Below are 23896 nucleotides of genomic sequence, written 5' to 3' on the forward strand. Positions count from 1 at the left end.
CAATCATTTAGTCTATCGTACAGAAAAAAGCTAGATATTTATCTTACTAAATTTTCCTTATGAAGTGAAGTTTTGTCTAATGTTTTTTCTAAGTTAACTCCATTTAGTAAATGGCCCTTATATTATCTTGAAAATGAAAAGCCGCTTCCAGCAACTAAATGGAAACGGCTTTTATTCGTTATTGAATGCTAAGCATTAAAGACAGGTAGCCACTCATCACAAGGAATAGCCCCATCACAAAAGTCATGATGGCCGGCATCTTCTTTACGAAAGAAAAGACCATTAATACCAAGAACAGAAGGGTTACAACCGCAAGCATGATGGCTGTCGCATTCGGTGCAAACTGAACGAGCATATTTGGTTGAATTTGCCCTTGGTAAACGAGGCTGAATAATTGCGAAACATTGCTGCTGGAGATCGCTGTTTCTCTCGGAGGCGATTGTTGCCCAAGTGCAGCAGTAGCTGAAAAAATAAGAAGCATTACAATGCTTTCGGCTTTTACCCATGGCAGCGGGTTAAAGCTTTCATCCATTTGAACCTTCTTTTTTATCATTAGGCTATTAATGGCAGCAAAAACAACTAGCGGAATGATTAATAAATGTTTCAATAACAAACTTTGGCCATATGAAATGGGCCAAGAATTTGTATAGTCCTCTACAATAATATCCATCAAAAGAAGTCCACTAACAAAGGTAAGTCCAAAACAAACCAGAGCAACAGGAGTAAACCATTTTAAAAAGTTTGCCCAATTCTGATGATTTTTTGAAAACCAGCTAATTACGATTAGTATACCGACCCAAACGGATACAGCAGTAAAATGTACAGTATCACTTACAAATCCCAGCAATTGATTATAGGAACTTGCATGACTCGACCAACCTAAAGAGAGAATCAAGAGGAAAGTAAGTGCTACACCAATAGACCTGTATAATTTATTTGCTTGTACATCGAAAAAGCTTATGAATAGTAATAAAATGATCGACACAATGAATGTGAAAAGCCAAGCTTTGCCGACTTCAAATGTCAATAAAACAGATTGTAAAGTTTCGCCAAAGCCCATATTCGGTACTAAGTACAACAAGATTTGAAGCACCGGGAAAAATGAGAAGAGGGCAATCCCAATCGTGGAAACAAGCAATGCACTCTTTGGGACCACAATAGTTGGACGCTTGGCTTCCGAGATGAAAGCTAAGATAAAACTGCCCAAAAGAACTGCAAAACAAAGATAAACCAATGCCTGACTAAACATACCTAAGAAAGCCATGGACTATTGCTTCCTTTTTGCGATGAAGAAGAAGCTTCCTGCAACAATCAAAATTAGTAGGCCTATAAGTGTTGGAACCAAATAAGAAGATGAAGTATTTTCGGAAGGTTCATCAACAGCAGCGTCCTCATTAGTTGTTTCGGATTCCACAGTAGTCGTAATGTTATTCTCATCTTTGACTTCCTGGTCTACAGTTTCATCTTCAGCATTTTCGGTCGTTGTTTCTGTTACAGGTACATCCACGGTAAATGGTACTTCTCCTTCGATTAGATGGCCATCAGCACCGATAATATTCCAGTTAATAAGGTATTCCCCATTTTCAATGGGTTCTGGGAGTGAGCCGGACAATACATTTTCAGACACCGTAATGTTGTCTACGGGAACTGTTTCCCCAGCTGCATTTTGAAGTGTGAAGAAGCTGCTTTGTTCAATTTTCCCTTCATAGGTCAATGTAATTTCTTCAAGAGCCTCAGTAAGAACCTCGCCACTTTGAGGAGAAGAGCTTTCAATATGTGTATGCGCAAATGTGGTATTCACAAATGAGAATAAGAAGACAAACGAAAAGATTAGGTATTTGTTAAACATAATAGCCTCCAAATTAATAAATTCGGATAAAGTGTAGCATATTTCAATTGTCAAATACCTTGGAAAGGTTCTAAAGTCACAAACTGTATGAAGGTTTGCAACAATTCTATGAACATTTGAGGTTTTGAATTTAAGTGGAATCTTTAGAAGATTAAATATGAAAGTAAATAAAGATGAATGTAAGGAAGTTGAGATTCCTTGCACTCACCTTTTCCATGGATTATTTGGATTCAGCTCTTTTAGGGAAAAGTAGATAGGAGAGACTGATGCCTCCGTCGATCAGTACAGCTAGGGACCAGATTCTCCATACATTCGTTAAGGCTTCGGTAGAATTTGAGTTAATAAACGTAATGATCAGCCAAAAAATCATACTGCCAATTGCATAAGCGAAGACATGTCGTCCCCACATCTTTAATTCATGAACCCCTTTTTCGGCTCCATAAAGCTTTTTTTTCGTTGATTCCTTTTTTAAGATATAGGTTTGGAATTTTTCGTCTGCCCATGCAATCATTGTTTTTCCATAAGCAATCGAGACACCGATGTAAATAACCGAAATTCCGTGAGCAAATGTAGCCACGGCACCAGATCGCAAATCAACAACTGTTAATAAAATTAAAGCTAAATCGATAAGTGGGGTTAATAAAAATAACAGATAGCTTAACCTATTTTGGTGTAACACGTAGCGTGCAAAGAGTCCTGCCAAGATTACGATCCAAAACATAATTTCAGCAGCAATTATCCATTTAATCAACTTATGAATTCTCCTTTTTTCTTTTTTGCAATACGATTGTATTAAAATGATAGCATGGTGTTTTAAATAATACAAGTGTATTAAAAAATGTTATAATAACTTCATGCCAAAAATAGTGAATCATGAAGAAAGAAAATCATTAATCGCAAAATCAACATGGAATGTCATCGCAAGAGATGGTCTGGAGGGGGCTTCTGTACGTTCGATTGCAAAGGAGGCAAATCTTTCCCTTGGAGCAATTCGACACTACTTTAATACTCAGGAAGAACTACTTGAGTTTGCGATGGGATTAGTCGAAGAACAAGTAACAGAACGGATTATGGAACATACAAAACAGCCTCAGCCACCAAAACAACTCGTTTTGAATATGCTAATGGAGTTTATTCCGATTGGAAAACGTACAATCGAAATGCAAGTGTGGTTGGAATACATCTCTTACAAATTACGAAAAAAGGAGCTTCGCGAGGATTCGGTCCATCAAGGGATGGTATCGATGATGAATAAATTAGATCAAAGTGGCTTTTTAAAGAAGGACATTAATTTGGAGGAAGAAACAGTTCATTTACACGCATTAGTCGATGGGCTATCACTTCATATACTAATGGGGCTAGTAAAATTAGATGAAAACCGGATTCGATTATTAATTGAAAGAGAATTGGATAGGATATTTACATAAATTTAAAATATCTACCATGAATGATTAATTTTAGAATGATACGATAGTGCTTATGGAAAGTATGAAAGAAGTAGTGCCCAATAATTTCAAGTGAAAGGACGGTCTCTTATGAATATTTATGCTCACCGCGGATATTCTGCCAAGTACCCTGAAAATACGTTAGCTGCATTCCAAGCTGCTGCAAACCTGCCTATTGATGGGGTAGAGTTTGACGTACATTTAACAAAAGATGGGCAAGTCGTTGTCATTCATGATGAATCCATTAACCGTACATCAAATGGGGTGGGTTATGTAAAAGATATGACGCTGCAAGAGTTACGCGAGTTTGACTATGGCAGTTGGTTTAGTGAGGAGTTTGTCGGCTTGGAAATTCCTACTCTTGAAGAGGTGCTAAACGTTTATCGTGGTACAGACCTTCGCGTAAATATAGAGTTGAAGTCCGATATCTTTGCTTATGCTGGAATTGAGGAATTGGTGCTGCAAGTCGTTGAAGCACTTGGGATGATGGACCAAGTAGTAATCTCATCCTTTGATCATGAGGCGGTAGCACGAATCGCGCGTCTTTCTCCAAATGTTGAGAACGCTGCACTTTTCGTTAATGCGATTTTAGATGTCGCCAATTATCAAGAAAAGCTTCCTGCGAAGGCATTACACGTATCATTGCCCTCAGCCTTCCGCGGTCCTGTAAGAGAAGCCATCGAAAAAGGTTCTGTGGTGCGTGTTTGGACAGTAAACGAAGTGGAACATGCCGCATTGCTTGTTGATACGGGTGTGAATGCTATCTTTACGGATGAACCTGAGAAGATGTTAGCGTTCCTAAGACAGAATAGTGTACCTGTTGAAGGGTAGATTCCCAGTTTGGACGTAAGACGGTAGAAGTCTCAAGTATGAACTAAACTCCCACGGCACTAGATAATATCTGCGAGAATACATTAAACGAGCAAAAAAACAATGCGACCGTTTAAAGTTAATAAACGGCCGCATGCCTCTTTACCATTTTGCCTGTTGCTCATCTACATACCCAAGCATTTGCTGAATCAATAATGAGGAGCCATCATCGAGTTTGATCAGTCCATTAAAATATCCCACTAATTGTTGTTTAGTCGATTTTACTAGCTTGGCATCCGATTGTGAGGAACGTTCAAAGAATGGTTGGAAGGTTAGCATTACAGTATCAGAGAATTTTGATGTAATGTACCAGGGCTTCATGAAATTTGCAGGGTCATAGTTGAATAGCACATCTTCATGGATTTTGCTCATATGTCCATTGACGAAAACTGCATTTTCCGTCATGCCGGTTCCATCTGTCCATTTCCCGCCAAAGTTGATTCCAATTCGTTGATCTCGGACGCGTTGAGAAGCCATTGCCCAATTCCACTTTGCCTCACGTGGCCAAACACCCCGGCCGAAATCCAGTACCGCGTAGCAGTCTTCCTCGTTAAAACGATAATGTCGATTTCCTAGCTTCACAAAACCTGAAGTAGGTAAGGTATGATGCTTTGCTGTAAATTGAAAGGTTTGCCGATTCCAAGGAACGACAACATTCAATGTATCATCTTCTTGTGGATGATGAATCGTCAATTCAGCAAGAAGAGGCTCGCTATCAAAATCATCTGACGTAACTTTTAAAAATGTTTGATTTTGAAAATACGTAATATGAATATCAATCTCGTTATTCTTGAATTGGATTGGCTCTAATACTCGAGTTGGCATTTTTAGTTTACTGCCTAGGCCAAGAGGGAGCGTAATTGCTTTTTCAAAAAATCGTTGCGTTTCGTACTCTAAGAAATTAACAAAACAAACGGCTGCATAGTCAAAATGTAAAATTTTAATAGAAAATAATATTTCCTCGCCATAAATGGTCCAATTATTCCACTTTTTCTTCCTTAAATAGTGACCAGATAAATTGCAATCGATGATTGGTTTGCGAGCAAAACCAATAGCTTCTGGATTTAAGTTTCCCTTTTTATCACAAAGCCTTGTCAGTTCAGTTAATTCTCTTTCCGCGTGCTGCGTCAATTCCAACATCCTCTCACTCATGTTATCTAGTACAAGCATCGTTTACGTAAAAAGAAAGTAAAGACCTTCTTTTCCGCATAAGTGTAACAAAGGCTAATCGCTAAAAATCTTATCGATTAGCCAAGTTTTCTAATATTGGAAGTAAAATATGATTTTTGACTAAAAAATATATCAACCCTCAAGGTTTTATAATTTTTTAACATGAAATTTAACCCGCTCATAAAAAGTGAATTAGTTTTATTGTATCAAATTACAAGCGATATTTCTTTAGGTACACAGAATTATTAAATAATTGTCACAATTCCCCTAACCTTTTCAAAAATAAGAAAGATGGAAAATGAGTTGCATAGAATAAAAAAAAGGAGGTTTCACTAATTCCAACTTATTACAACCGAAATGCGGCTGTTCAGTATGCAAGAGCTTGGTGGAATAAGAAAAACCCGAATTATCCCGCGTTTTTAGTGGATTGCACAAACTTTGTTTCACAATGCCTTCGTGCAGGTGGAGCACCTATGTCAGGTGCACCGAACCGGGGAAGGGGATGGTGGATTACGGATGCATGGAAAAGTGGACGTGGAGAGGTAGGGCACTACTCGAGAGAATCATGGAGCTACAGCTGGTCGGTATCCCATAGCTTCCGCTGGTATTTGGAAAATGCAAAGTCAGGGCTTACGGCAACTAGGGTAGACTCCCCATCCGAACTGCAAATTGGGGATGTGATTTGTTACGATTTTCAGGGGAATGGCGTTGTGGACCACACGACAATTGTAACGAGTATGGTAAATGGTGTTCCTTATATCCATGCCCATACAGCAGACAGTGCAGATCGTCATTATGACTATTCGAATTCATTAGCTTACACACCAAACATTCGATACTATTTCTATAAAATAGATGATGTATTTAACTAAATCTCCTTGAAATATACTCCATCAATAATTAGTATGAAATTGGGAAATCATCATGTATATTTTAAAAGTCTACAATTTATGTTAAGGTTAAGGGCGGGGTTAACATATTACTATAGTTGTATATTTAGTTAATTTCTTTTAAGGAGAGAGAAACAAATGAACCAACAAACTTTGTCTGTTCGCGAAGCCATCATTGGGAGACGTTCCATTAAAAAATTTAATGGTCAACCAGTCGATCGCGAAGCATTACTACAAATTGTCGATGATGCTGTTTGGGCACCAAATCATAAAAATAGAGAACCATGGCGACTAGTTGTTGCATGTGGAGAAGAAATTTTTGAACTGCATAAGCTTTTACGCGATATTGCGATTCCAAAATGGAAAGAGCTTTCCGAAGAAACGTTAGAAAAGCAAATGCTAAAATTCACGCTGCCAGGAGCATATGCGTTTATAATTGTTTCGGAAGATGTACGACAAAAGCAACGTTTAGAGGATTATGCTGCTGCAAGTATGTTTATCCAAAACATTCAATTACTTGCGTGGGATTATGGAATCGGATCGTGCTGGAAAACACCAGATTTCCTAGATGCTCCGGAATTTCGCGAGGCACTTGGTGTGAAACCAGGTGAAAGAATTATTTCCATGCTGCAAATGGGATACTTTGATGACATACCAAAAGCAGCTGAACGAAAAAAGAGTGATGAAATCGTGACGTTTTTTGAACGAAAAGAAGAAAATAACTAATACCTTTTCAAAAGTGTAGACAAAATCGATATTTGACTTTGTCTACACGCTTTTTAGTTAATTCTAAATAAAAATAGGTAACCGGATTTCTCTACTAAGTCATAAATTGCAAAACAGGAAAATATATACTGAATAGTCTACAATTAACGCTAGGGAAGCAAAACCCTGGCGTTTTTTGTAATCCATTAAAAATTGAGAAGAGGAAGAACTTATGTCTAAACACCCGTTGGAAAAGTGGGGGAGTGTCGTAGGAAACAACCGCTCACGTTGGGTTACGCTTATGTTATGGCTACTCATCGTCGCAGTGCTATCCATCACCCTGCCTCAAATCAACAGCATTGAAAACTATGGTGGAAGTGACTTACCCGAAGAGGTTATGAGTGAACAGGCAAGTGCAATCATGGATGATCAATTTTCCTCTGATTCCGGTCTTCCATTATTAATTGTTTGGTATAAAAAAGCAGGGCTTGAAATCGAAGAGCTCCAATCCATCCAAGCTCTTTATAAAGAATTAGCCGAGAATCCATTAGACGGCCAAGCAACACTTCCGCCATTTGGCGACATACCGAAGGAAGCGTTATTAGGCAGCGTTTCGGAAAATGGAACGTCCATCGTCACCCCTGTATTCTTCGATGAAAAAACAAATACAGATTCGCTGAAAGAAAGTTTAGCAAAAATTACTGGCATTACTGAAGAACAATTTGGAGAGAATCCATACGAAACCAATATCGATGAAGATGGTTTACATGCACGCTTCTCGGGTCCAGCTGGTATTTCAGTGGATGCGACCAATCTCTTTATGCAAGCAGACGTGAAGTTAATGATTACAACAGTAATTCTAATACTGGTGTTGCTTGTTGTTATTTACCGTTCACCAATTTTAGCTATTACACCAATACTTGTTGTGGGGATTGCTTATGGTGCCATTAGTCCATTGCTTGGTTGGTTTGCTGAAAATGGCTGGATCGATAAGGATGCACAAGCAGTATCAATCATGTTGGTCTTGTTATTTGGCGCAGGAACCGATTACTGTTTATTTTTAATCACGCGTTTCCGTGAAAAATTAGGAGAAGTAGAAAATAAGTTTGAAGCACTTGCTATAGCCATGAAAGAATCCGGTGGGGCAATTATGATGAGTGCGTTAACCGTATTTATCGGTTTAGCGACATTAGGGTTGGCCGATTTCGGTGCCTTCCAACGATTTGCTGTTCCGTTTAGTTTTGCCATTCTCATTATGGGGATTGCTGCTTTAACCGTATTACCGGCGATTTTAGCCATTTTAGGCCGCGCAGCATTTTGGCCATTCTTGCCTCGTACAGTGGAGATGGCGAAAAAGTACGCACAAGATAAGAGTAAACCTTATAAAGCTCCGAAACCGAAGCATCCAGTGATGACAAAAGTCGGCGAATTTGTAACCAATAAACCTTGGCTAGTCATTATCGTGACGGCTATTGTATTAGGGGGGTTAGCTTTAACCTCTACTCAAATAAAATACAATTATGATTTATTATCGTCCTTCCCGGAAGATATGGATTCCCGTGAAGGGTTTACGATTATTGGGGAAAACTTTTCTCCCGGGGAGTTAGCACCTGTTCAAATTATAGTCGATACAAAAGGTAACGATATTGATTTAACTGAACAAATCGCGAAGATTCCATATATTGATGTTGTGAGTGAACCGACTGTTGGGGAAAGCGACGCAGATATTCAACTTTATGAGGCAGATTTGAATGAAAACCCTTATTCAAATAAAGCGATGGATTTAATTCCAGGCCTAAAGAAAGATATGGAAACAATACTTGAAGAAGCCGGTATTGAAGGAGCTGATGAAAGCTTCTGGATTGGTGGAGAAACGAGCGCGCAAGTAGATACTAAAACTGTCCAAGAGAGGGACGAATCTATTATTCAACCCGTAATGGTCGCCATTATTGCGATTCTATTACTAGTGTATCTGCGTTCAATTCCAGCTACAATTTACTTAGTCGGGACCGTATTAGTTTCATTCTTTGCTGCATTAGGATTAGGGTGGCTAGTATTATCGGCATTCTTTGGTGCAGAATCGATTGCAAGTTCGATTCCATTATATTCATTCGTTTTCTTGATTGCACTCGGTGAGGACTACAATATCTTTATGATTTCAGAGGTTTGGAAGAACCGCAAAACGCAGAGCATAAAAGAGGCGGTACAAAACGGGGTTGCACAAACTGGTTCGGTGATCACTTCTGCTGGACTAATCTTGGCAGGTACATTTGCGATTCTTGCAACCTTACCTATTCAAGTATTAGTTCAATTTGGAGTCATTACGGCAATTGGTGTTTTAATTGATACATTTATTGTTCGTCCATTGTTGGTACCCGCGATTACAATGGTATTAGGCCGTTTTTCATTCTGGCCAGGAAAACTCTTTAAAAAACAAGATTAAGTGATTAGGAGGCAGGGACAGAAGTAGAAAGTTTTTTTAAGTGAGAGCAGAATCATATTAAGAAATTAATACTTTTAGTCCAGCTTCTTCTTTCTAAACGCGACAAGACAGAGATGATAAGAGAATTCACTTTGTATATTCGGGAAAAATCTTAATAGTTCCATATATTGTATTTCATTTGAAAGACATGTATATTTATGATAAAAAGGTGATTAATATGCAAATCGAACTTTCGAAAAATGCACTAGTTATTCACAACATCATGTTACAAGCATTTATTGAGTATGACCAAGTGGGGATGCCCTCCAGCGCGTTAAAAGAAACCATTGAATCCGTGCAAAAGAATCTGGAAAATGGTGAGCAAGCATTTGTTGGCTATGACAAGAATGGCAAACCTGTTGCCATGGTACGTTTTCAGGTAAAAGAGAATTATCTCTATTTCTATCGACTATTCGTACTGCCGGAGTGCCAAGGGAAGGGCAATGCCAAACAACTCTTAAAAGCTCTTGAAATGTATGCAAAAAAGAATGCTATTCCAGAAGTTCATTGTAAAGTTCGAAAAAATGTTGAAAGAAATGTCCTCTTATATGCAAATTTTGGGTATGAAATTTATGAAGAAGAGGTTGCCAAACTTATTAGTGGCGATGTGATACCTGTTGTTTCAATGAAGAAACAGGTAAGTTAGAGGCTATTGGACGCGATAAGATTTCCATCTATAGATAAAACAGCAGAATGGCTAATCGCCATTCTTTTTTTATGTTAGGACTTGTCGATTTATTTCCCGAGAAATGTTTGATTTTGCCAAATGAATCGGTAAGAAGTCGTTTTTTGGTGGGGTATAAGTGCTTGGAAGAATTATTTTACTTAATGTATGGATTCAGATCTATTGAAAAAAAAGTCCTATAAAACATAGGTGAGAAGGTTTAGGGACCGTTTAAAAACGGGAAATGCTTTTTTTGAATTCTCAATTTTTATTGAATAAAAAGGAATGCAAAGAAGTTTGTCGAATTAGGTAATGATATGTTTTTTATGGGGGTCAGACTATTGGAGATTAAATTAGTAAAAGCAACTGCAGGAGATGTCTTATTGCTTCATGATGTGCAAACAAAGGCATTCCGCCCCTTATTAGAAAAGTACTTGGATCACGAGACGAATCCAGCAAACGAACCAATCAACCGACTTTTTGAAAAAATACAATATAGCTACTTCTTTAAAATCGTAGTAGACCAGAAGTGCGTAGGTGGGATTCGAATAGCAGTGAAAAATAATAGCTACTGGATTAGCCCAATTTTCATTCTTCCTGAGTTTCAGGGCAACGGCATTGCACAACAGGCAATACACCAAGTAGAAGGGCAGTTTACGAAATTTAGCACTTGGGAGCTTCAAACGATTTTACAGGAACAAGGGAATTGTTATTTATACGAAAAACTTGGCTATGAGCGCACAGATTTTAAACAGGTCGTAAATGATAGAATGACATTAATTGGCTACAAGAAAATAATGAAGTAATGAGGAATCCAGTAAGAGAAATTTGTTATAGCAAGAAGAAATTCAGGGGGATACAAAATGACGGTTCTAACAAAATTAGCCTCTCAACTTGATCGAAAAGACGAACGACCTAACATTGAACTAGCACGGAAACTAATGGAAGAAAATGATATTGAAGGGGTACAGGAAATAATAGAAAATTTAGCAAATCGCAATAGAAACATTAAAACAGATTGTATAAAGGTAGCTTATGAAATAGGTAGAGTCAAACCCGAATTGATTTGTGACTATGCGGAGATTTTTATTGATTTGTTAAAAAGCCCAAACAACCGATTAGTTTGGGGAGCAATGCAAGTATTGTCAACGATTGCAGAAATAAGTGCCATAGCCCTGATGAAGCAACTGCATACCATTAAACTAGCGGTTAAAACTGGAACTGTGATTACGACGGATAAAGGAATTCTCACATTAGCAAAATTAGCTTCAGTGAATGAATATAATCATGAAGAAATCTTTCCGTTTCTCATCAAGCATTTGAAAGCATGTCGAACAAAAGAAGTTCCTCAACATGCGGAAAGTATCTTAATAGCTATTACACATGAAACGAAAAAAGAGTTTAAAAGAGTTCTGATGGAACGTGAGCCTTATATGTCGAAGCCGCAAGCAAGACGACTTCAAAAAATTTATAGGGAACTGGCAGAATAAACGAAAAGGATCTAAGGAGTAAACTTAATGAACATCAAACAACAGCTTGAGCAATACAATCCATATAATGCACAGGAAGAGAAGGATCTAGAGATGATTCTGCGATATATGGACACTTTCGATAACTTATTTACTCGGGAAAATGAATTTGCCCACTTTACGGCTTCGGCATGGCTTGTAAATGAGGACCATACAAAGGTACTAATGGCGTATCATAATATATATGACTCATGGTCCTGGGTAGGTGGCCATGCGGATGGAGCTACGGATTTACTTCATGTCGCCTTAAAAGAAGCGAAGGAAGAGACTGGACTGACAAAAGTGAAGCCTGTATCGGATCAAATCTTCTCAATCGAGATTTTGGGTGTGCCGGCTCATGAGAAAAAGGGCAAACATATAGCAACCCATGTTCATTTGAATATTACGTATTTAATAGAGGCAAGCGAAAGCGACTTGATCCGAGTTAAACCTGATGAAAACAGTGATATTGGCTGGTTTGAACTAGACAGAGCGATTGAAGCCAGTACAGAACCTGAAATGAAAGTCGTATACCGTAAACTCAACGAAAAGCTTGTTGGACAGACATTTAAATAGAGATTCATCCTACAAATAAATGACTTTAGCAAAAGCTGGAGTCATTTATTTATTACACTTCTTATTTTCAATTTGTTGGTAAGTAGTGCGAGGTTATGGTGCTAAGACTTGATATTATTGTTGAAGTTTTATGCAAATGAGAACTTGATTCTGTTTGCAGGCACCTCTTTACATTTCCTTGATTGTCGGTTAACCTTTTAGATAAAATAACTGAATCTACAGAATATTAATAGGACGAAACAAAACATTTTAGAGTATTTGGTGATCCTGCCAATGTTATGAGATGTTTATTTTAATTGAAAGAGTTTTATATTTGAAAGTAACTATATTGATAGCGTTTAAATAGGAATTTTTTTCTAATATTCGGATAGGAAGACACTACAAGAAACAACAGGCTCAAAATAAGTGAAGTGTGGAACTGTTTGTTTGTAGTTTTTTGAAGACAGTACCAATGTTAATAATGATGGTGCGTACCCAGGAGGAGATGGAGTGGGAATTGGTTACGAAAAAAATATTAGTACCGTTTGAAGAGAAGGAATTGTTAGCGAAGCAAAAGGATATTTTCATCGCCTTCTTTCGTTCGGGTATTTTAGGATTTGGTGGTGGCCCATCTACCATTCCGTTAGTGAAAAAGGAAGTGGTAGACATCTTCAAAATGATGAACGATGAAGAGTTTTCAGATGTGCTTTCAATCGGGAATACATTACCAGGCCCAATTGCAACGAAGATGGCAGGGTATATTGGCTATCGTGTCGGTGGTTGGCTCGGACTGGCCACAGCATTAATTGCGACAGTGCTGCCGACAGTCGTGTTGATGATTGTCCTTCTCGCTTCTTTATACGAGTTCAAGGATTTTGACTTTGTCAAAGGCATGACGAATGGTGTTGTACCGATTGTAGCTGTGATGCTTGGCGTACTAACTTGGGACTTTTTAAAGAAATCAAAGAAGTCTTTAGGTTGGAAAATTGGTTCGATTATTTTGATATCCTCTTTTGTTGCGATGATTATATTAAACGTTCATCCGGGAATAGTCATTGCGGTATTACTGGTGCTTGCCTTATCTCTCCCAACTAAAAAGGAGGAGGAGAATAAAGGATGATCTATTTTCATATTTTTCTAGCCTTCTTTTATCCGGGTATCCTTGGCTATGGTGGCGGACCTTCATCAATTCCATTAATCGAGCATGAGATCGTTGATAATTATGGCTGGATGACAACGAGCGAGTTTAGTGAAGTGCTTGCGTTAGGAAATGCACTGCCTGGACCAATCGCTACGAAAATGGCTGGTTTTATAGGCTATGAAGTAGCAGGAATCCCGGGGGCGATAATTGCTATATTCGCAACGGTCGGACCTTCGTTAGTGTTGATGCTCATCTTGTTGAATATTTTATATCGCTATCGCAACTCGCCACGAGTAAAGCGATTGTCGAGCTTTGTCTTACCAGCCATTGCGATTTTACTCGCGGACATGACCTTTGATTTCTTCAACACGTCATATGATGCAATCGGCTTAGTGGTGACAGTCACTTTAATGGTAGCAGCTTATTTTGCATTGGAGAGAATGAAAATCCACCCGGCATTTGTAATCATGGCCGGGCTAGTAGTAGGTGGGTTTTTCTTATAGTGGTTTATGTGGGAGTCGTTAACTTGTTCTTAGGAGAGAATGAGTTGGCGGCTTTTTGTTGTGGGGGGATTTGATAGGAGTAGCTAAAGGTTCCGCTGGAAAAAGAGAAGCCGCACGTAAGATGGCTGAAGTCGCACATAAAGGGGAAACTGGCACGTAAAGTAACAAAAGCCGCAGGAAAGAAGAGGGAAGCCGCACGTAAGATGGCTGAAGTCGCACGTAAAGGGGAAAGTCGCACGTAAAGTAACAAAAGTCGCACGAAAGCAGAGTGAAGCCGCACGTAATGAGGGGAAAGTCGCACGTAAGATGGCTGAAGTCGCACATAAAGGGGAAAGTCGCACGTAAAGTAACAAAAGTCGCACGTAAAGCGAAAAAACCCCTCGCACACAAACTAACAAAAACCTCTTTCTCCCCATATTTCAACAATCTCCGAATAATCCGGATATTTATTTCCCGAGAAATGTCTTTTCTTGCGACTGAGGTAGGATAATGTAAAAAACTACGAATGATTAATGAAATGAAGGAACAAAACATAACTTGTCTTAAGGCATTTTAACCTAGGGTAATTGTATCGGATAAGTTTTTTGATAACTTTAAAGTGATGCTCTTTATATGCCATGAGAAGGGGGAGAGTAAATGGCAATAGTCATACCGACAATTAATTTAAAAGGTGGCGTAGCAAAGACAACTACAACAGTGGGTCTTGCAGAGGTGTTGACTTCAGAATTTAAAAAGAAAGTCTTGCTGATTGATTTGGATCCACAAACTCATGCCACCGTGATGTTAATCGGGAATCGGCGTTGGAAAGAGCTAAATGAAAATGGCTATACATTAGCTACTTTATTTGAAGAAGCTTTAGATCCTGATGATACAAAATTCGTACTTGAAAAAACGCTTCAAAAAAATGTTTCCAATATTTCTTCTGTAAAAGACTTAGATTTACTTCCTTCTAGTTTAGATCTAATTAATATTCAAGACGTTTTAGCTAAAATGCCGACAGGACCGTTTTACTCGGATAATCCAATCGAAATATTAAAAAAGGCTATCCGTCCTATCAAATATAATTACGATTACATCTTAATTGACTGTCCTCCGAATATGGGAATTATTACATTGAACGGGCTCCGCATCGCGAATGGGTATATCATTCCAACAATCCCTGATGTCCTTTCTACATACGGCATTCCTTATGTTGTGGATCGTATTCATGAATTCTCAAAGAATATGGAGATTAAAATTGAAGCATTGGGAATCGTTGTGACGAAGTTCAAAGAAGACTCAAGAGTACATAAAACGACTTTAGGGAAGCTGAAAAAGGGAATGATTCCTCCCGTGTTTACTCCGATCTTTAAAGAGAATAACCAAGTGGCATTGGCGGCAGATTACAATAGACAGTATGCTACCTTCAAACAGAAGTGGGATGAAGCTGGTCAGTATAATGCGTTCTATAATCTAGCAAAGGAAATAATAGATAGATATGAAGGATATAACACTAATTCGTAACGTTCACTCTCATTTTTTGTAATCATTCAAAAATAAATTAACCAATATTGGACAAACTATTCAAGTAGCATATGGGGATTACTTTTCACAAAGTCATTTCTATATGCTGCTTAACAATCAAGTGGATAGCATAGCAATCATGCCAGATGTAGAAGCGAACAACAAAAATTGTGATTCCAAATGGAAGGGAATGTTTGTAAAATGAATAAACTACATGTAAATCAGAACAAACAATCCAACAACAATGAGGAGTTTGCTTCTGAGATTCATAAAGATGCACAATTAGAATCCTATGAATCGAAAAAAGCGTTTGGTAACCAAAACGATAATCGGAACAGGCAGCCAGTGAGTGAACGAACTGCTTGGAATTAGAGACGTTTAGATGTTTGTGACGGCTATTCTAATACTTGAGGAATGTGGGACAAAAAAGAGGTAACTCTTTAGTCCCGCAATTTAGTTGTTTCAAAAAGATAGTTACTATAGTACTATAATACTGAATGAAATAAATTAAGGAAGTACTTAGTAATGAAAAATAATAAAATAAAACTAATTTTAGTAATATCTGCTGTATTATTGATAGTCTTTAATGGTTTTAGTTTCTTTGTAACAGACCGAAACATAGAAACAACGGTGGAAGAGGCGATTGCCAATCAAACGCTGGATACAGCAAAAGCGATTTCTGCAAAAATCGATATTGATACATATAAAAATTTTCTAAGTAATCCAGAAAAAAATGAGCATTATTGGAAAATTAATAACCAACTAATTAACATTCGAGATGATATAGGTGCTTTATTTGTATACACATTAAAAATTGATAATCCAAATGTATCGTATGTAATGGTTGATGGAATACCTAAGGGTCAACATGGTCTTGATATTGGTGCCATTTGTACCGTTCCGGAAGAACAAGTTAGACAAGCCTTTTATAAAGGAGCACCCTACACATCGGATATAATTGATGATCCTCAAAATGGAAAGTATTTATCTGTTGGCGCACCGATTATGGATGAGAATAATAATATAATAGGTTTTCTTGGGATAGACATCAGTACAGATAAAATTAATGCTATTAACGAAAGTGTCCAAGAAAACAATGTAGTTATATTTTTAATCAATTCAGTATTTCTTTTGATTGTCATTATTTCATCTTATTTAATTCAAAATTGGTATCAAAGGGAAGTCGCTAAAGAAGTAGAAAATACCGAAGATACATATCAAGGGGAAATTCAAACGTTGCTTAGCTCGGTTTCATCCTTGCGCCATGATTATTCAAACCATATCCAGGTGATTCATGGGCTGCTTACAATTGGCGAGACAGAGAAGGCACTACAATATGTAAACTCGTTATCCAACGAAGTTCAGTTGATTGAGTCAATTAATTCTACTATCGAGCATCCTGGCCTTGCGATCTTGTTAAAATCGAAAAAAATTGCTGCACAAAATCACCAAATAGCCATGGAAACTAAGATAGCACAAGATTCCTATCATCAAATAAAAACGACGGATATGATTCGAATTCTTTCTAATTTAATAGATAATGCCATTGATGCAACGAAAGAGTTAACCGAAGAACCACGGAGAGTATCCATCTTGTGTGATGCAAATGAAACGCATTATACTTTTGAGGTTGTAAATACGGGTCCAAGAATTGTAAACTCAGAGGAAATTTTTAAACGTGGGTTCTCAACAAAACAAGGTGAAGAAGGAATTGTTCGTGGACAAGGGTTATTTATCGTAAAAGAAGTTGTTCGAAAATACAATGGTGAAATCTCGATACACTCGACAAACGAAAATGTGACTACAGCAACGGTTGTAATACCAATTAAATAATTTAGTATATGCTCCCCAGGTTTTGGGGAGCTTTTTTAAGTTTAGTAGCTTTTATAAAAATCCCTCAAAATAAATATTTGGAACTCAAATATGCGAAATGTTTAATTCCGAGTGTAAAAAATACTGCAAATTTAAAATACTGGCCTTTTTTACGTGAGTACGTGATTTAGGGGAGTTTGACTTTGTAAGTGTAAAGATTAAAATGAGAGTAACTTCGAGATTACTTCAAAATTCCTCTAAAATAACCGCTTATATTTAGCATTCTATTAATTCCAAACTTAACGAAGGAGTGGAAAGTATGCTTTCAATCATTTCGACCATTGAATGCCCTCAATGCAAAGATGAGGCAATTGAACACTATTACTGCAATAGGGGTGAACGTACTTTAGCATGTAAACATTGTGGATACAACATTTCCGAAAAGCAGAAAATAACTAAAGGTATGAAAGAGTACAAAATAAATGACGAAAATGGTTTTGGAGTATGGTGTATTCATAAAAAAGATGGTACCTCACACTATTCCATGTATGGACAATGGATCGTACCGGAAGAAGTAGAGCGATTCAAAACGAAATTAGAGATGCCCGATACAGACCGTGATAAGAGCTTCTTCGTAACATATAAACACAGTACATTTTTTGTTAGCTACGGAATGCTCCCTGAAAACTTCTTAGAGATTTATACTCAACTTTTAAAAACACATAAACCAGCTCAAAAGCTATAGTAAAAGAACAATGAATTTGAGAAGGTGATTAATGTATGTCAACGACTCTATATATTTATCATCGTGGTTTTTGAAAAATTAAAATCAATAAATAGATCGAGCCTCGCAAAAGTCGAAATTTGTAATTTTGCGGGGTTTTGTTGTTTTAATAGACTATCAAAATCCCCCTAGCAGCAACTTCTCTCCTAACATGGCAGGAAAATAATACTGATACGGTTAACCCCTATACCTTCCAGTAATACGTCTTTTCTCAGTTTTGTTAATGAAATAACAAAACTATTATTATTATGCCAATAATATACAAAAATATAAAATAGTGTTGATTTTAGTAAAAGGATGACTTATTATTTTGAATATTAATATTATTCTAAATAATGTTAATCTTCCATTCTAAATTGGGGAGGACAAAAAAAGTATATTTGGAGGGGAAATGATGAAAAGGAAGAAATTTTGGGGAATTTTCTTATTTGTTATTACTGCAATTTTACTAGTAGGTTGTTCCGGTGAAACAACTACAAGTGAACCAACCGAGACCGATCAAAATAGTACAGGCAATGAAGCTGAGGCTGACAAAAATTTAACTATTGCAATGGGTGCGGACATGGTTACCTTCGATATCCACGACCATAACAATACTTCTACAGAAGCAGTTCATGTCAATATGTTCAATTACTTATTCAAGAAAGATGCAAATGGAGAAATTCATCCTGAATTAGTTGAAGAATTTAATATTATTGATGATTTAACCGTTGAAATGAAATTAAAAGAAGGCATTACTTTCCACAATGGTGATCCACTTACTTCTGAAGACGTGAAGTTTACGCTAGAAAGAGTAGCGACAGATGATAAGCTCAAGGAATATCCAAACTATAAGCAAATTAAAGAAGTGCAAATAGTAGATGATTTAACGTTTAAAGTAATCACGCATGCACCAGAACCATCTTTATTCCACAGACTTTCTCGTTTAGGATCTGGTATCCTGCCTAAGAAATATATTGAAGAAAACGGCTGGGATCACTTCCTTGCAAATCCAGTCGGGACTGGCCCATATCAATTTAAAGAATGGGTACGCGATGATCATATTACCCTTGTGCCATTCGATAACTACTATGATGGAAAAGTGGAAGAATGGAATGAGGTTGTATTCCGTGTAATCCCTGAAAATTCAACACGTGTGTCTGAATTACTAACTGGCGGAGTTGATATCGCAGTTAACATTCCACCAGCTGATTGGGAACGCGTAAATTCAAATGAAGGTACATCTATCGTACAAGAAGTGTCAAACCGTGTAATCATGTTAATTCTTCGTTCAACAGAAGGACTACCAACAGCAGACCCTCGTGTACGTCAGGCCCTGGATTATGCAATTGACGATGGAGCTCTAGTGGATAATGTACTACAAGGAGGGGCAGTTCCAACAACTACAATGGTAGGCCCTGGTAACTTTGGTCATAACCCTGATCTATATGAAACATTTAATTATGATTTAGAAAAAGCGAAGGCATTACTTGCTGAAGCTGGTTATGAAGATGGCTTTGAGATGACGCTTCAAGCTCCACGCGGGCGTTACTTGCAAGATGCTGAAGTAGCTGAAATGATCGCTGGTATGCTGGCAGCGATTAATGTAAAAGTAAATGTTGAGTTTTTAGAGTGGAGTAACTTTGTTGAAATGCGTAATGCAAATGAAAACAAAGAGGCTTACTTACTGGGTCTAGGGAATTCGATGTTTGATGGAGCGTATTCTGTTGACTGGTACCGTGCAGAACGTTATGCAGGTCATACAGATTACAAAAACGATCAAATTGAAGAACTATTAGCTGCCTCTGCTTCAAATATGAATCCAGAAGAGCGTGCAAAACAGATTCAAGAAATTTCAGCAATTGCTGCAGAAGATGTACCATTTGTTAACCTTTACCAAGAAAAAATTAATATCGGTGTAAGTGATAGCGTTGATTTTGATCCAACACCAGATGAAATGATTTACGCGCCATCTATTACAAGTAAATAAATTTTAATGAAAAGGGGACTAGGGAGTAATCCTTAGTTCCTTTACATCATAAAGGAGGAAGAAGATGGGCAAATTTTTGATCCGACGTCTATTGCAGATTATTCCGGTTCTTTTCATTATTTCCTTTGTCGTATTTTGTTTAGTCTTTGTAGCCGGAGACCCGGTTGCATTGATGCTGCCTGAGGATGCAAGCCCGGAAGATATTGAACAGCTTCGGGAATCGCTTGGTTTGAATGAACCTTTTCACATTCAGTACTTTACCTATATGTTAGGGTTGTTTCAATTGGATTTCGGAGAGTCCTTCCGCTATGGCCAAAGTGCTTTGCCGATTGTCCTTGAACGACTTCCGGCCACGCTTGAATTGGCAGCAGCTTCGATGATTGTTGCCATCGTTATCGCAATCCCACTTGGTATTTGGTCGGCTACGAAGAAGAATTCTCCATTAGATTTGTTGGCTACAGGAGGATCGGTGTTATGGAAAGCGATGCCGAACTTTTGGCTGGGAATCATGTTGATTTTATTGTTCTCCGTTACATTAGGATGGTTTCCGGTATCGGGAAGAGGAACTTTCAGCCACCTAGTTTTGCCGGCTCTAACACTTGGAACTGGAATCGCCGCGGAAATGACAAGGCTAATTCGGTCAAGCATGCTGGAGATTTTAAATCAGGATTACATTCGGACGGCAAAAAGTAAGGGAATCAGAGATTTCTATGTTGTGAATAAACATGCATTCCGAAATGCACTTATTCCTGTAGTAACCATAACAGCACTGCAAACTTCAACTGTAGTTGGCGGAACGCTTATTACGGAAACCGTATTTTCTTGGCCAGGTTTAGGTCAGCTCCTAATCCAAGCTGTCAATACAAGGGATATGGCGATTGTACAGGCAAGTGTGTTTATCATCGCTTTCTTCGTTATTCTCATGAATCTATTTGCAGATATCATATATAAAATACTAGATCCAAGAATTAAATATTAGAAGGGGGAGGACATATGTCGGTTAATTCACAGATTCAGAATCAAAACCAAACAGTTATTAGTCCAGCCAAACAGAATCAAAAACCAAATTTCTTTGTCCGTTGGCTGTGCCTGTTGCTAAGAAGTAAAACAGGGACTATAGGATTGATTATTGTTCTTGCTGTTACCCTTGTTGCAATTTTTGCTAAATCACTTGCTCCACATGATCCAAACCTCATCAATCCAACAATGATGCTTCAACCTCCAGTTTGGGCAGATGGAGGTTCATCTGCACATATTCTGGGGACAGATAATCTTGGCCGTGATATTTTGAGCAGGATTATTTATGGGTCGCAAATTTCCCTTGCTGTTGGGATCTCGGCGGTTGCTCTGGCAGGAGTCATTGGCGTCTTTGTTGGGCTGATCGCTGGATACTACGGAGGATTAATAGATAATATCTTAATGCGTTTAGTAGACTCTTTTTTAGCTATTCCTACAATATTATTTGCCCTTGTTATTTTAAGTATCTTTGGACCGAGCGTAACTACGTTGATTGTAGTGTTGGGTATAACGAACTGGGTTCAATATGCACGACTTGTCCGTGGTGAAGTGCTCTCCATTAAAGAACGTGAATTTGTAAAAGCGGCGAAGTCAATTGGTGTTCGCAACAATAAAATTATTATGAAACACCTTCTTCCAAATGTTATCTCGCCTTTTATCGTCATTTCGACTTTGAGTGTCGCCACAACAATTATTCTTGAGGCTTCATTAAGCTTTTTGGGATTAGGGATACAGCCCCCAACAATCTCATGGGGTGGAATTCTTAGTGACGGTAGAGATTACATAGCGACAAGCTGGTGGTTAGCAGCCTTCCCTGGGATGGCAATTACAATCACAGTGTTGGCTATTATTTTCCTGGGTGATTGGCTTCGCGATGTTCTTGACCCGAGAGCAAATAATTAAGAAAAAGGGTGCTTTATTTAAATAAACAATGAATTGGTCAGAAATACGCTGTACGCAAAACTCTATTAGAGATGAAGAGGAGGTCTAGTATATGGCAGAAGCTTTATTGGAGATAAAGGATTTAAAAACCTATTTTCATACGGAAAATGGAGTAGTCCCCTCGGTGGATGGCGTTTCTTTTTCATTAAAGAAAGGGGAAACCATTGCCATTGTTGGTGAATCAGGTAGTGGGAAAAGTGTAACTTCTCTATCCATAATGGGACTGGTAGGCTCACCAGGTAAGGTCGTAGGTGGAGAGGTTTTATTTGAAGGACAAGATTTAACGACGATGTCAAAACGTAATATGAGAAAGCTTCGCGGAAATGACATTGCAATGATTTTTCAGGAACCGTTAACCTCTTTAAATCCGTTATTTACAGTTGGTAACCAAATCTCTGAATCAATCAGACTGCATCAAAAGGCGAGCAAGGAAGAGGCAAAGGTAAAAAGTATTGAAATGCTGAAGAAGGTAGGAATCCCTCGACCGGAGAAGGTGTACTCTTCCTATCCACACCTGTTAAGCGGCGGAATGAGGCAACGGGTCATGATTGCGATGGCTCTTTCTTGTAACCCTAAGCTGCTCATAGCGGATGAGCCGACTACTGCTCTGGACGTAACAATTCAAGCCCAAATTTTACAGCTTATGAGGAATCTAACACATGAAAACGATACGTCCATCATGTTAATTACGCATGACCTTGGTGTAGTAGCAGAAATGGTTGATACCGTAATTGTAATGTACGCTGGCCAGGTGGTGGAGTATACAGATGTATATACTCTATTTAAAGAACCAAAGCATCCTTATACAAAAGGTTTATTGGACAGTACGCCCAAAATTCATGAGCTAAAAGATGAACTGCAGTCAATTGAAGGAACAGTACCAGCACCTGGAACGATTACACAAGGTTGTAGATTCCAGACACGCTGTGCCCGAGCGACAGCGAAATGTTTCGCCGAGGAACCGGAGCTTAAAGAATTATCGCCAAATCATAAAGTTCGCTGCTGGCTTCATGAAGAAGGAGAGGTGGCAATCTAAATGGTCCAAATAGTAGAGGAAAAAAACAAAAAACACGCAGAACAAAAAGAGTACTTATTAGAAGTTAAGGGTTTAAAAAAGTATTTTGATATAAGTGAAGGCTGGTTTAAAAAAGAGAAGCATTATCTAAGGGCCGTTGATAATATCGATTTTTTTGTCAAGCAAGGTGAAACGCTTGGCATCGTGGGTGAATCAGGTTGCGGAAAGTCAACAACAGGCAATTTGATCATGCAGCTGCTGGATAAAACCGAGGGAGAAATTATTTTTGAGGGCGTTGATTTAAGCACATTAAAAGGAGAAGAATTACGCAAAAAAAGAGCTGAAATTCAAATGATTTTCCAGGATCCCTACTCTTCGTTAAATCCGAGGATGAGAGTATTTGATATTATTGCCGAACCGTTAAAAACACACCATGTTGCAAAGGGAAAAGATTTAGAGAAACAGGTCTATGAGTTATTGGATGTTGTTGGGCTCGATCGCTCTTATGCAAGAAGATATCCGCATGAATTTAGTGGGGGGCAAAGGCAAAGAATTGGCATTGCTAGAGCCTTGGCACTAAAACCTAAGCTGATTATTTGTGATGAACCGGTCTCTGCCCTTGACGTTTCAATTCAATCGCAGATTCTTAACCTGATGGCAAAACTGCAAAAAGAATTCCAGTTGACCTATATTTTCATTGCCCATGGATTGCCGGCGGTTAAGCATATTAGTGATCGAGTGGCTGTTATGTACCTCGGTAAAATTGTCGAGCTTACGACAAAAGAAAAGCTGTTTGATCATCCTTTACATCCCTATACAGAAGGTTTATTATCGGCTGTGCCCATTGCTGACCCAGAACTTCGGGACCAAAAGCATCGTATAATAATAGAAGGGGATATGCCAAGTCCGGCAAACCCACCTTCAGGCTGCCGTTTTCATACGAGATGTCCATACGCACAGGAAACGTGCAAGAGTGAAGAACCAAAGCTTATTGAAGCGAAACCAGACCACTTTGTAGCTTGTCATTTTCCTCTAGAGGAAGGCCAAGGCGTACTAATAGAAAATAAATAGC

The 23896-nt window shown here is 38.2% G+C and carries 24 protein-coding genes; 20 read left to right on the forward strand and 4 right to left on the reverse strand.

Going from position 1 to position 23896, the window contains the following annotated elements:
- Window positions 1-178: 178 nt before the first annotated feature.
- The 3 genes from ACFQU5_RS09485 to ACFQU5_RS09495 form a co-directional block, all read right to left on the reverse strand.
- Window positions 179-1264 carry a copper resistance D family protein gene (locus tag ACFQU5_RS09485; protein WP_390287090.1) on the reverse strand — a complete coding sequence of 362 codons (1086 nt, stop codon included), beginning with the start codon at window positions 1262-1264 and terminating at the stop codon, window positions 179-181.
- A gap of 3 nt (window positions 1265-1267) precedes the next feature.
- Window positions 1268-1849 (reverse strand): copper resistance CopC family protein, encoded by a 582-nt coding sequence (locus tag ACFQU5_RS09490; protein ID WP_390287092.1) that lies wholly within the window; start codon window positions 1847-1849, stop codon window positions 1268-1270.
- Window positions 1850-2069: 220 nt separating this feature from the next.
- A complete protein-coding gene (locus ACFQU5_RS09495; RefSeq protein ID WP_390287094.1) occupies window positions 2070-2600 on the reverse strand; it encodes a hypothetical protein in 531 nt (176 codons plus the stop codon).
- A gap of 103 nt (window positions 2601-2703) precedes the next feature.
- Between ACFQU5_RS09495 and ACFQU5_RS09500 the strand changes: the two genes are divergently transcribed.
- Window positions 2704-3276 carry a TetR/AcrR family transcriptional regulator gene (locus ACFQU5_RS09500; protein ID WP_390287096.1) on the forward strand — a complete coding sequence of 191 codons (573 nt, stop codon included), beginning with the start codon at window positions 2704-2706 and terminating at the stop codon, window positions 3274-3276.
- Between the two features lie 108 nt (window positions 3277-3384).
- On the forward strand, window positions 3385-4125 hold the full coding sequence (locus tag ACFQU5_RS09505) for a glycerophosphodiester phosphodiesterase (RefSeq protein WP_390287098.1): 741 nt from the start codon (window positions 3385-3387) through the stop codon (window positions 4123-4125).
- Between the two features lie 141 nt (window positions 4126-4266).
- On the opposite strand, the gene ACFQU5_RS09510 is transcribed toward ACFQU5_RS09505, so the two are convergent.
- A complete protein-coding gene (locus ACFQU5_RS09510) occupies window positions 4267-5295 on the reverse strand; it encodes a DUF2804 domain-containing protein (protein ID WP_390287932.1) in 1029 nt (342 codons plus the stop codon).
- 374 nt (window positions 5296-5669) lie between these two features.
- On the opposite strand from ACFQU5_RS09510, the gene ACFQU5_RS09515 reads away from it, so the two are divergent.
- The 18 genes from ACFQU5_RS09515 to ACFQU5_RS09600 all read left to right on the forward strand — a co-directional run bounded on the left by ACFQU5_RS09515 (window position 5670) and on the right by ACFQU5_RS09600 (window position 23895).
- A complete protein-coding gene (locus ACFQU5_RS09515; RefSeq protein WP_390287934.1) occupies window positions 5670-6206 on the forward strand; it encodes an amidase domain-containing protein in 537 nt (178 codons plus the stop codon).
- Window positions 6207-6362: 156 nt separating this feature from the next.
- The gene (locus tag ACFQU5_RS09520; protein ID WP_390287100.1) at window positions 6363-6950 is read left to right on the forward strand and encodes a nitroreductase family protein; all 588 of its coding nucleotides are present in this window, start codon (window positions 6363-6365) and stop codon (window positions 6948-6950) included.
- Between the two features lie 211 nt (window positions 6951-7161).
- Window positions 7162-9372 carry an MMPL family transporter gene (locus ACFQU5_RS09525; protein WP_390287102.1) on the forward strand — a complete coding sequence of 737 codons (2211 nt, stop codon included), beginning with the start codon at window positions 7162-7164 and terminating at the stop codon, window positions 9370-9372.
- 217 nt (window positions 9373-9589) lie between these two features.
- Complete coding sequence (locus ACFQU5_RS09530; protein WP_390287104.1) at window positions 9590-10057, forward strand: GNAT family N-acetyltransferase; 468 nt, start codon at window positions 9590-9592, stop codon at window positions 10055-10057.
- 359 nt (window positions 10058-10416) lie between these two features.
- On the forward strand, window positions 10417-10881 hold the full coding sequence (locus tag ACFQU5_RS09535; protein WP_390287106.1) for a GNAT family N-acetyltransferase: 465 nt from the start codon (window positions 10417-10419) through the stop codon (window positions 10879-10881).
- Between the two features lie 57 nt (window positions 10882-10938).
- The gene (locus tag ACFQU5_RS09540) at window positions 10939-11565 is read left to right on the forward strand and encodes a hypothetical protein (RefSeq protein WP_390287108.1); all 627 of its coding nucleotides are present in this window, start codon (window positions 10939-10941) and stop codon (window positions 11563-11565) included.
- Window positions 11566-11592: 27 nt separating this feature from the next.
- A complete protein-coding gene (locus ACFQU5_RS09545) occupies window positions 11593-12159 on the forward strand; it encodes an NUDIX hydrolase (RefSeq protein WP_390287110.1) in 567 nt (188 codons plus the stop codon).
- Between the two features lie 496 nt (window positions 12160-12655).
- Window positions 12656-13258, forward strand: a complete 603-nt coding sequence (locus ACFQU5_RS09550) for a chromate transporter (RefSeq protein WP_390287112.1) — start codon at window positions 12656-12658, stop codon at window positions 13256-13258.
- Entirely contained in the window at window positions 13255-13782 is a 528-nt protein-coding gene (locus tag ACFQU5_RS09555) for a chromate transporter (protein WP_390287114.1), read from the forward strand. Before ACFQU5_RS09550 ends, ACFQU5_RS09555 begins: the two co-directional genes overlap by 4 nt.
- Window positions 13783-14418: 636 nt before the next feature.
- Window positions 14419-15285 (forward strand): ParA family protein, encoded by an 867-nt coding sequence (locus ACFQU5_RS09560; RefSeq protein WP_390287116.1) that lies wholly within the window; start codon window positions 14419-14421, stop codon window positions 15283-15285.
- Between the two features lie 201 nt (window positions 15286-15486).
- Complete coding sequence (locus ACFQU5_RS09565; protein WP_390287118.1) at window positions 15487-15657, forward strand: hypothetical protein; 171 nt, start codon at window positions 15487-15489, stop codon at window positions 15655-15657.
- A gap of 153 nt (window positions 15658-15810) precedes the next feature.
- The gene (locus ACFQU5_RS09570) at window positions 15811-17118 is read left to right on the forward strand and encodes an ATP-binding protein (protein WP_390287120.1); all 1308 of its coding nucleotides are present in this window, start codon (window positions 15811-15813) and stop codon (window positions 17116-17118) included.
- A gap of 298 nt (window positions 17119-17416) precedes the next feature.
- The gene (locus ACFQU5_RS09575; RefSeq protein ID WP_390287122.1) at window positions 17417-17842 is read left to right on the forward strand and encodes a hypothetical protein; all 426 of its coding nucleotides are present in this window, start codon (window positions 17417-17419) and stop codon (window positions 17840-17842) included.
- A 433-nt stretch (window positions 17843-18275) separates the two neighbouring features.
- A complete protein-coding gene (locus tag ACFQU5_RS09580; RefSeq protein WP_390287124.1) occupies window positions 18276-19850 on the forward strand; it encodes an ABC transporter substrate-binding protein in 1575 nt (524 codons plus the stop codon).
- 64 nt (window positions 19851-19914) lie between these two features.
- A complete protein-coding gene (locus ACFQU5_RS09585; RefSeq protein WP_390287126.1) occupies window positions 19915-20829 on the forward strand; it encodes an ABC transporter permease in 915 nt (304 codons plus the stop codon).
- Window positions 20830-20843: 14 nt separating this feature from the next.
- Complete coding sequence (locus tag ACFQU5_RS09590) at window positions 20844-21770, forward strand: ABC transporter permease (RefSeq protein WP_390287128.1); 927 nt, start codon at window positions 20844-20846, stop codon at window positions 21768-21770.
- A gap of 91 nt (window positions 21771-21861) precedes the next feature.
- On the forward strand, window positions 21862-22845 hold the full coding sequence (locus ACFQU5_RS09595) for an ABC transporter ATP-binding protein (protein ID WP_390287130.1): 984 nt from the start codon (window positions 21862-21864) through the stop codon (window positions 22843-22845).
- Window positions 22846-23895, forward strand: coding sequence for an ABC transporter ATP-binding protein (locus ACFQU5_RS09600; RefSeq protein ID WP_390287132.1), 1050 nt, complete (start codon window positions 22846-22848; stop codon window positions 23893-23895). It begins immediately after the preceding gene.
- The last annotated feature ends 1 nt before the right edge of the window (window position 23896 follow it).

The sequence above is a fragment of the Ureibacillus sp. GCM10028918 genome (genome assembly GCF_042666115.1).
GTDB lineage: Bacteria > Bacillota > Bacilli > Bacillales_A > Planococcaceae > Ureibacillus.

Coding starts and splice junctions, on each gene's coding strand:
- ACFQU5_RS09485 (WP_390287090.1), bottom strand. CDS start 1,264: ATGGCTTTCTTAGGTATGTTTAGTCAGGCATTGGTTTATCTTTGTTTT.
- ACFQU5_RS09490 (WP_390287092.1), bottom strand. CDS start 1,849: ATGTTTAACAAATACCTAATCTTTTCGTTTGTCTTCTTATTCTCATTT.
- ACFQU5_RS09500 (WP_390287096.1), top strand. CDS start 2,704: ATGCCAAAAATAGTGAATCATGAAGAAAGAAAATCATTAATCGCAAAA.
- ACFQU5_RS09505 (WP_390287098.1), top strand. CDS start 3,385: ATGAATATTTATGCTCACCGCGGATATTCTGCCAAGTACCCTGAAAAT.
- ACFQU5_RS09520 (WP_390287100.1), top strand. CDS start 6,363: ATGAACCAACAAACTTTGTCTGTTCGCGAAGCCATCATTGGGAGACGT.
- ACFQU5_RS09525 (WP_390287102.1), top strand. CDS start 7,162: ATGTCTAAACACCCGTTGGAAAAGTGGGGGAGTGTCGTAGGAAACAAC.
- ACFQU5_RS09530 (WP_390287104.1), top strand. CDS start 9,590: ATGCAAATCGAACTTTCGAAAAATGCACTAGTTATTCACAACATCATG.
- ACFQU5_RS09540 (WP_390287108.1), top strand. CDS start 10,939: ATGACGGTTCTAACAAAATTAGCCTCTCAACTTGATCGAAAAGACGAA.
- ACFQU5_RS09545 (WP_390287110.1), top strand. CDS start 11,593: ATGAACATCAAACAACAGCTTGAGCAATACAATCCATATAATGCACAG.
- ACFQU5_RS09555 (WP_390287114.1), top strand. CDS start 13,255: ATGATCTATTTTCATATTTTTCTAGCCTTCTTTTATCCGGGTATCCTT.
- ACFQU5_RS09560 (WP_390287116.1), top strand. CDS start 14,419: ATGGCAATAGTCATACCGACAATTAATTTAAAAGGTGGCGTAGCAAAG.
- ACFQU5_RS09565 (WP_390287118.1), top strand. CDS start 15,487: ATGAATAAACTACATGTAAATCAGAACAAACAATCCAACAACAATGAG.
- ACFQU5_RS09570 (WP_390287120.1), top strand. CDS start 15,811: ATGAAAAATAATAAAATAAAACTAATTTTAGTAATATCTGCTGTATTA.
- ACFQU5_RS09575 (WP_390287122.1), top strand. CDS start 17,417: ATGCTTTCAATCATTTCGACCATTGAATGCCCTCAATGCAAAGATGAG.
- ACFQU5_RS09580 (WP_390287124.1), top strand. CDS start 18,276: ATGAAAAGGAAGAAATTTTGGGGAATTTTCTTATTTGTTATTACTGCA.
- ACFQU5_RS09585 (WP_390287126.1), top strand. CDS start 19,915: ATGGGCAAATTTTTGATCCGACGTCTATTGCAGATTATTCCGGTTCTT.
- ACFQU5_RS09590 (WP_390287128.1), top strand. CDS start 20,844: ATGTCGGTTAATTCACAGATTCAGAATCAAAACCAAACAGTTATTAGT.
- ACFQU5_RS09595 (WP_390287130.1), top strand. CDS start 21,862: ATGGCAGAAGCTTTATTGGAGATAAAGGATTTAAAAACCTATTTTCAT.
- ACFQU5_RS09600 (WP_390287132.1), top strand. CDS start 22,846: ATGGTCCAAATAGTAGAGGAAAAAAACAAAAAACACGCAGAACAAAAA.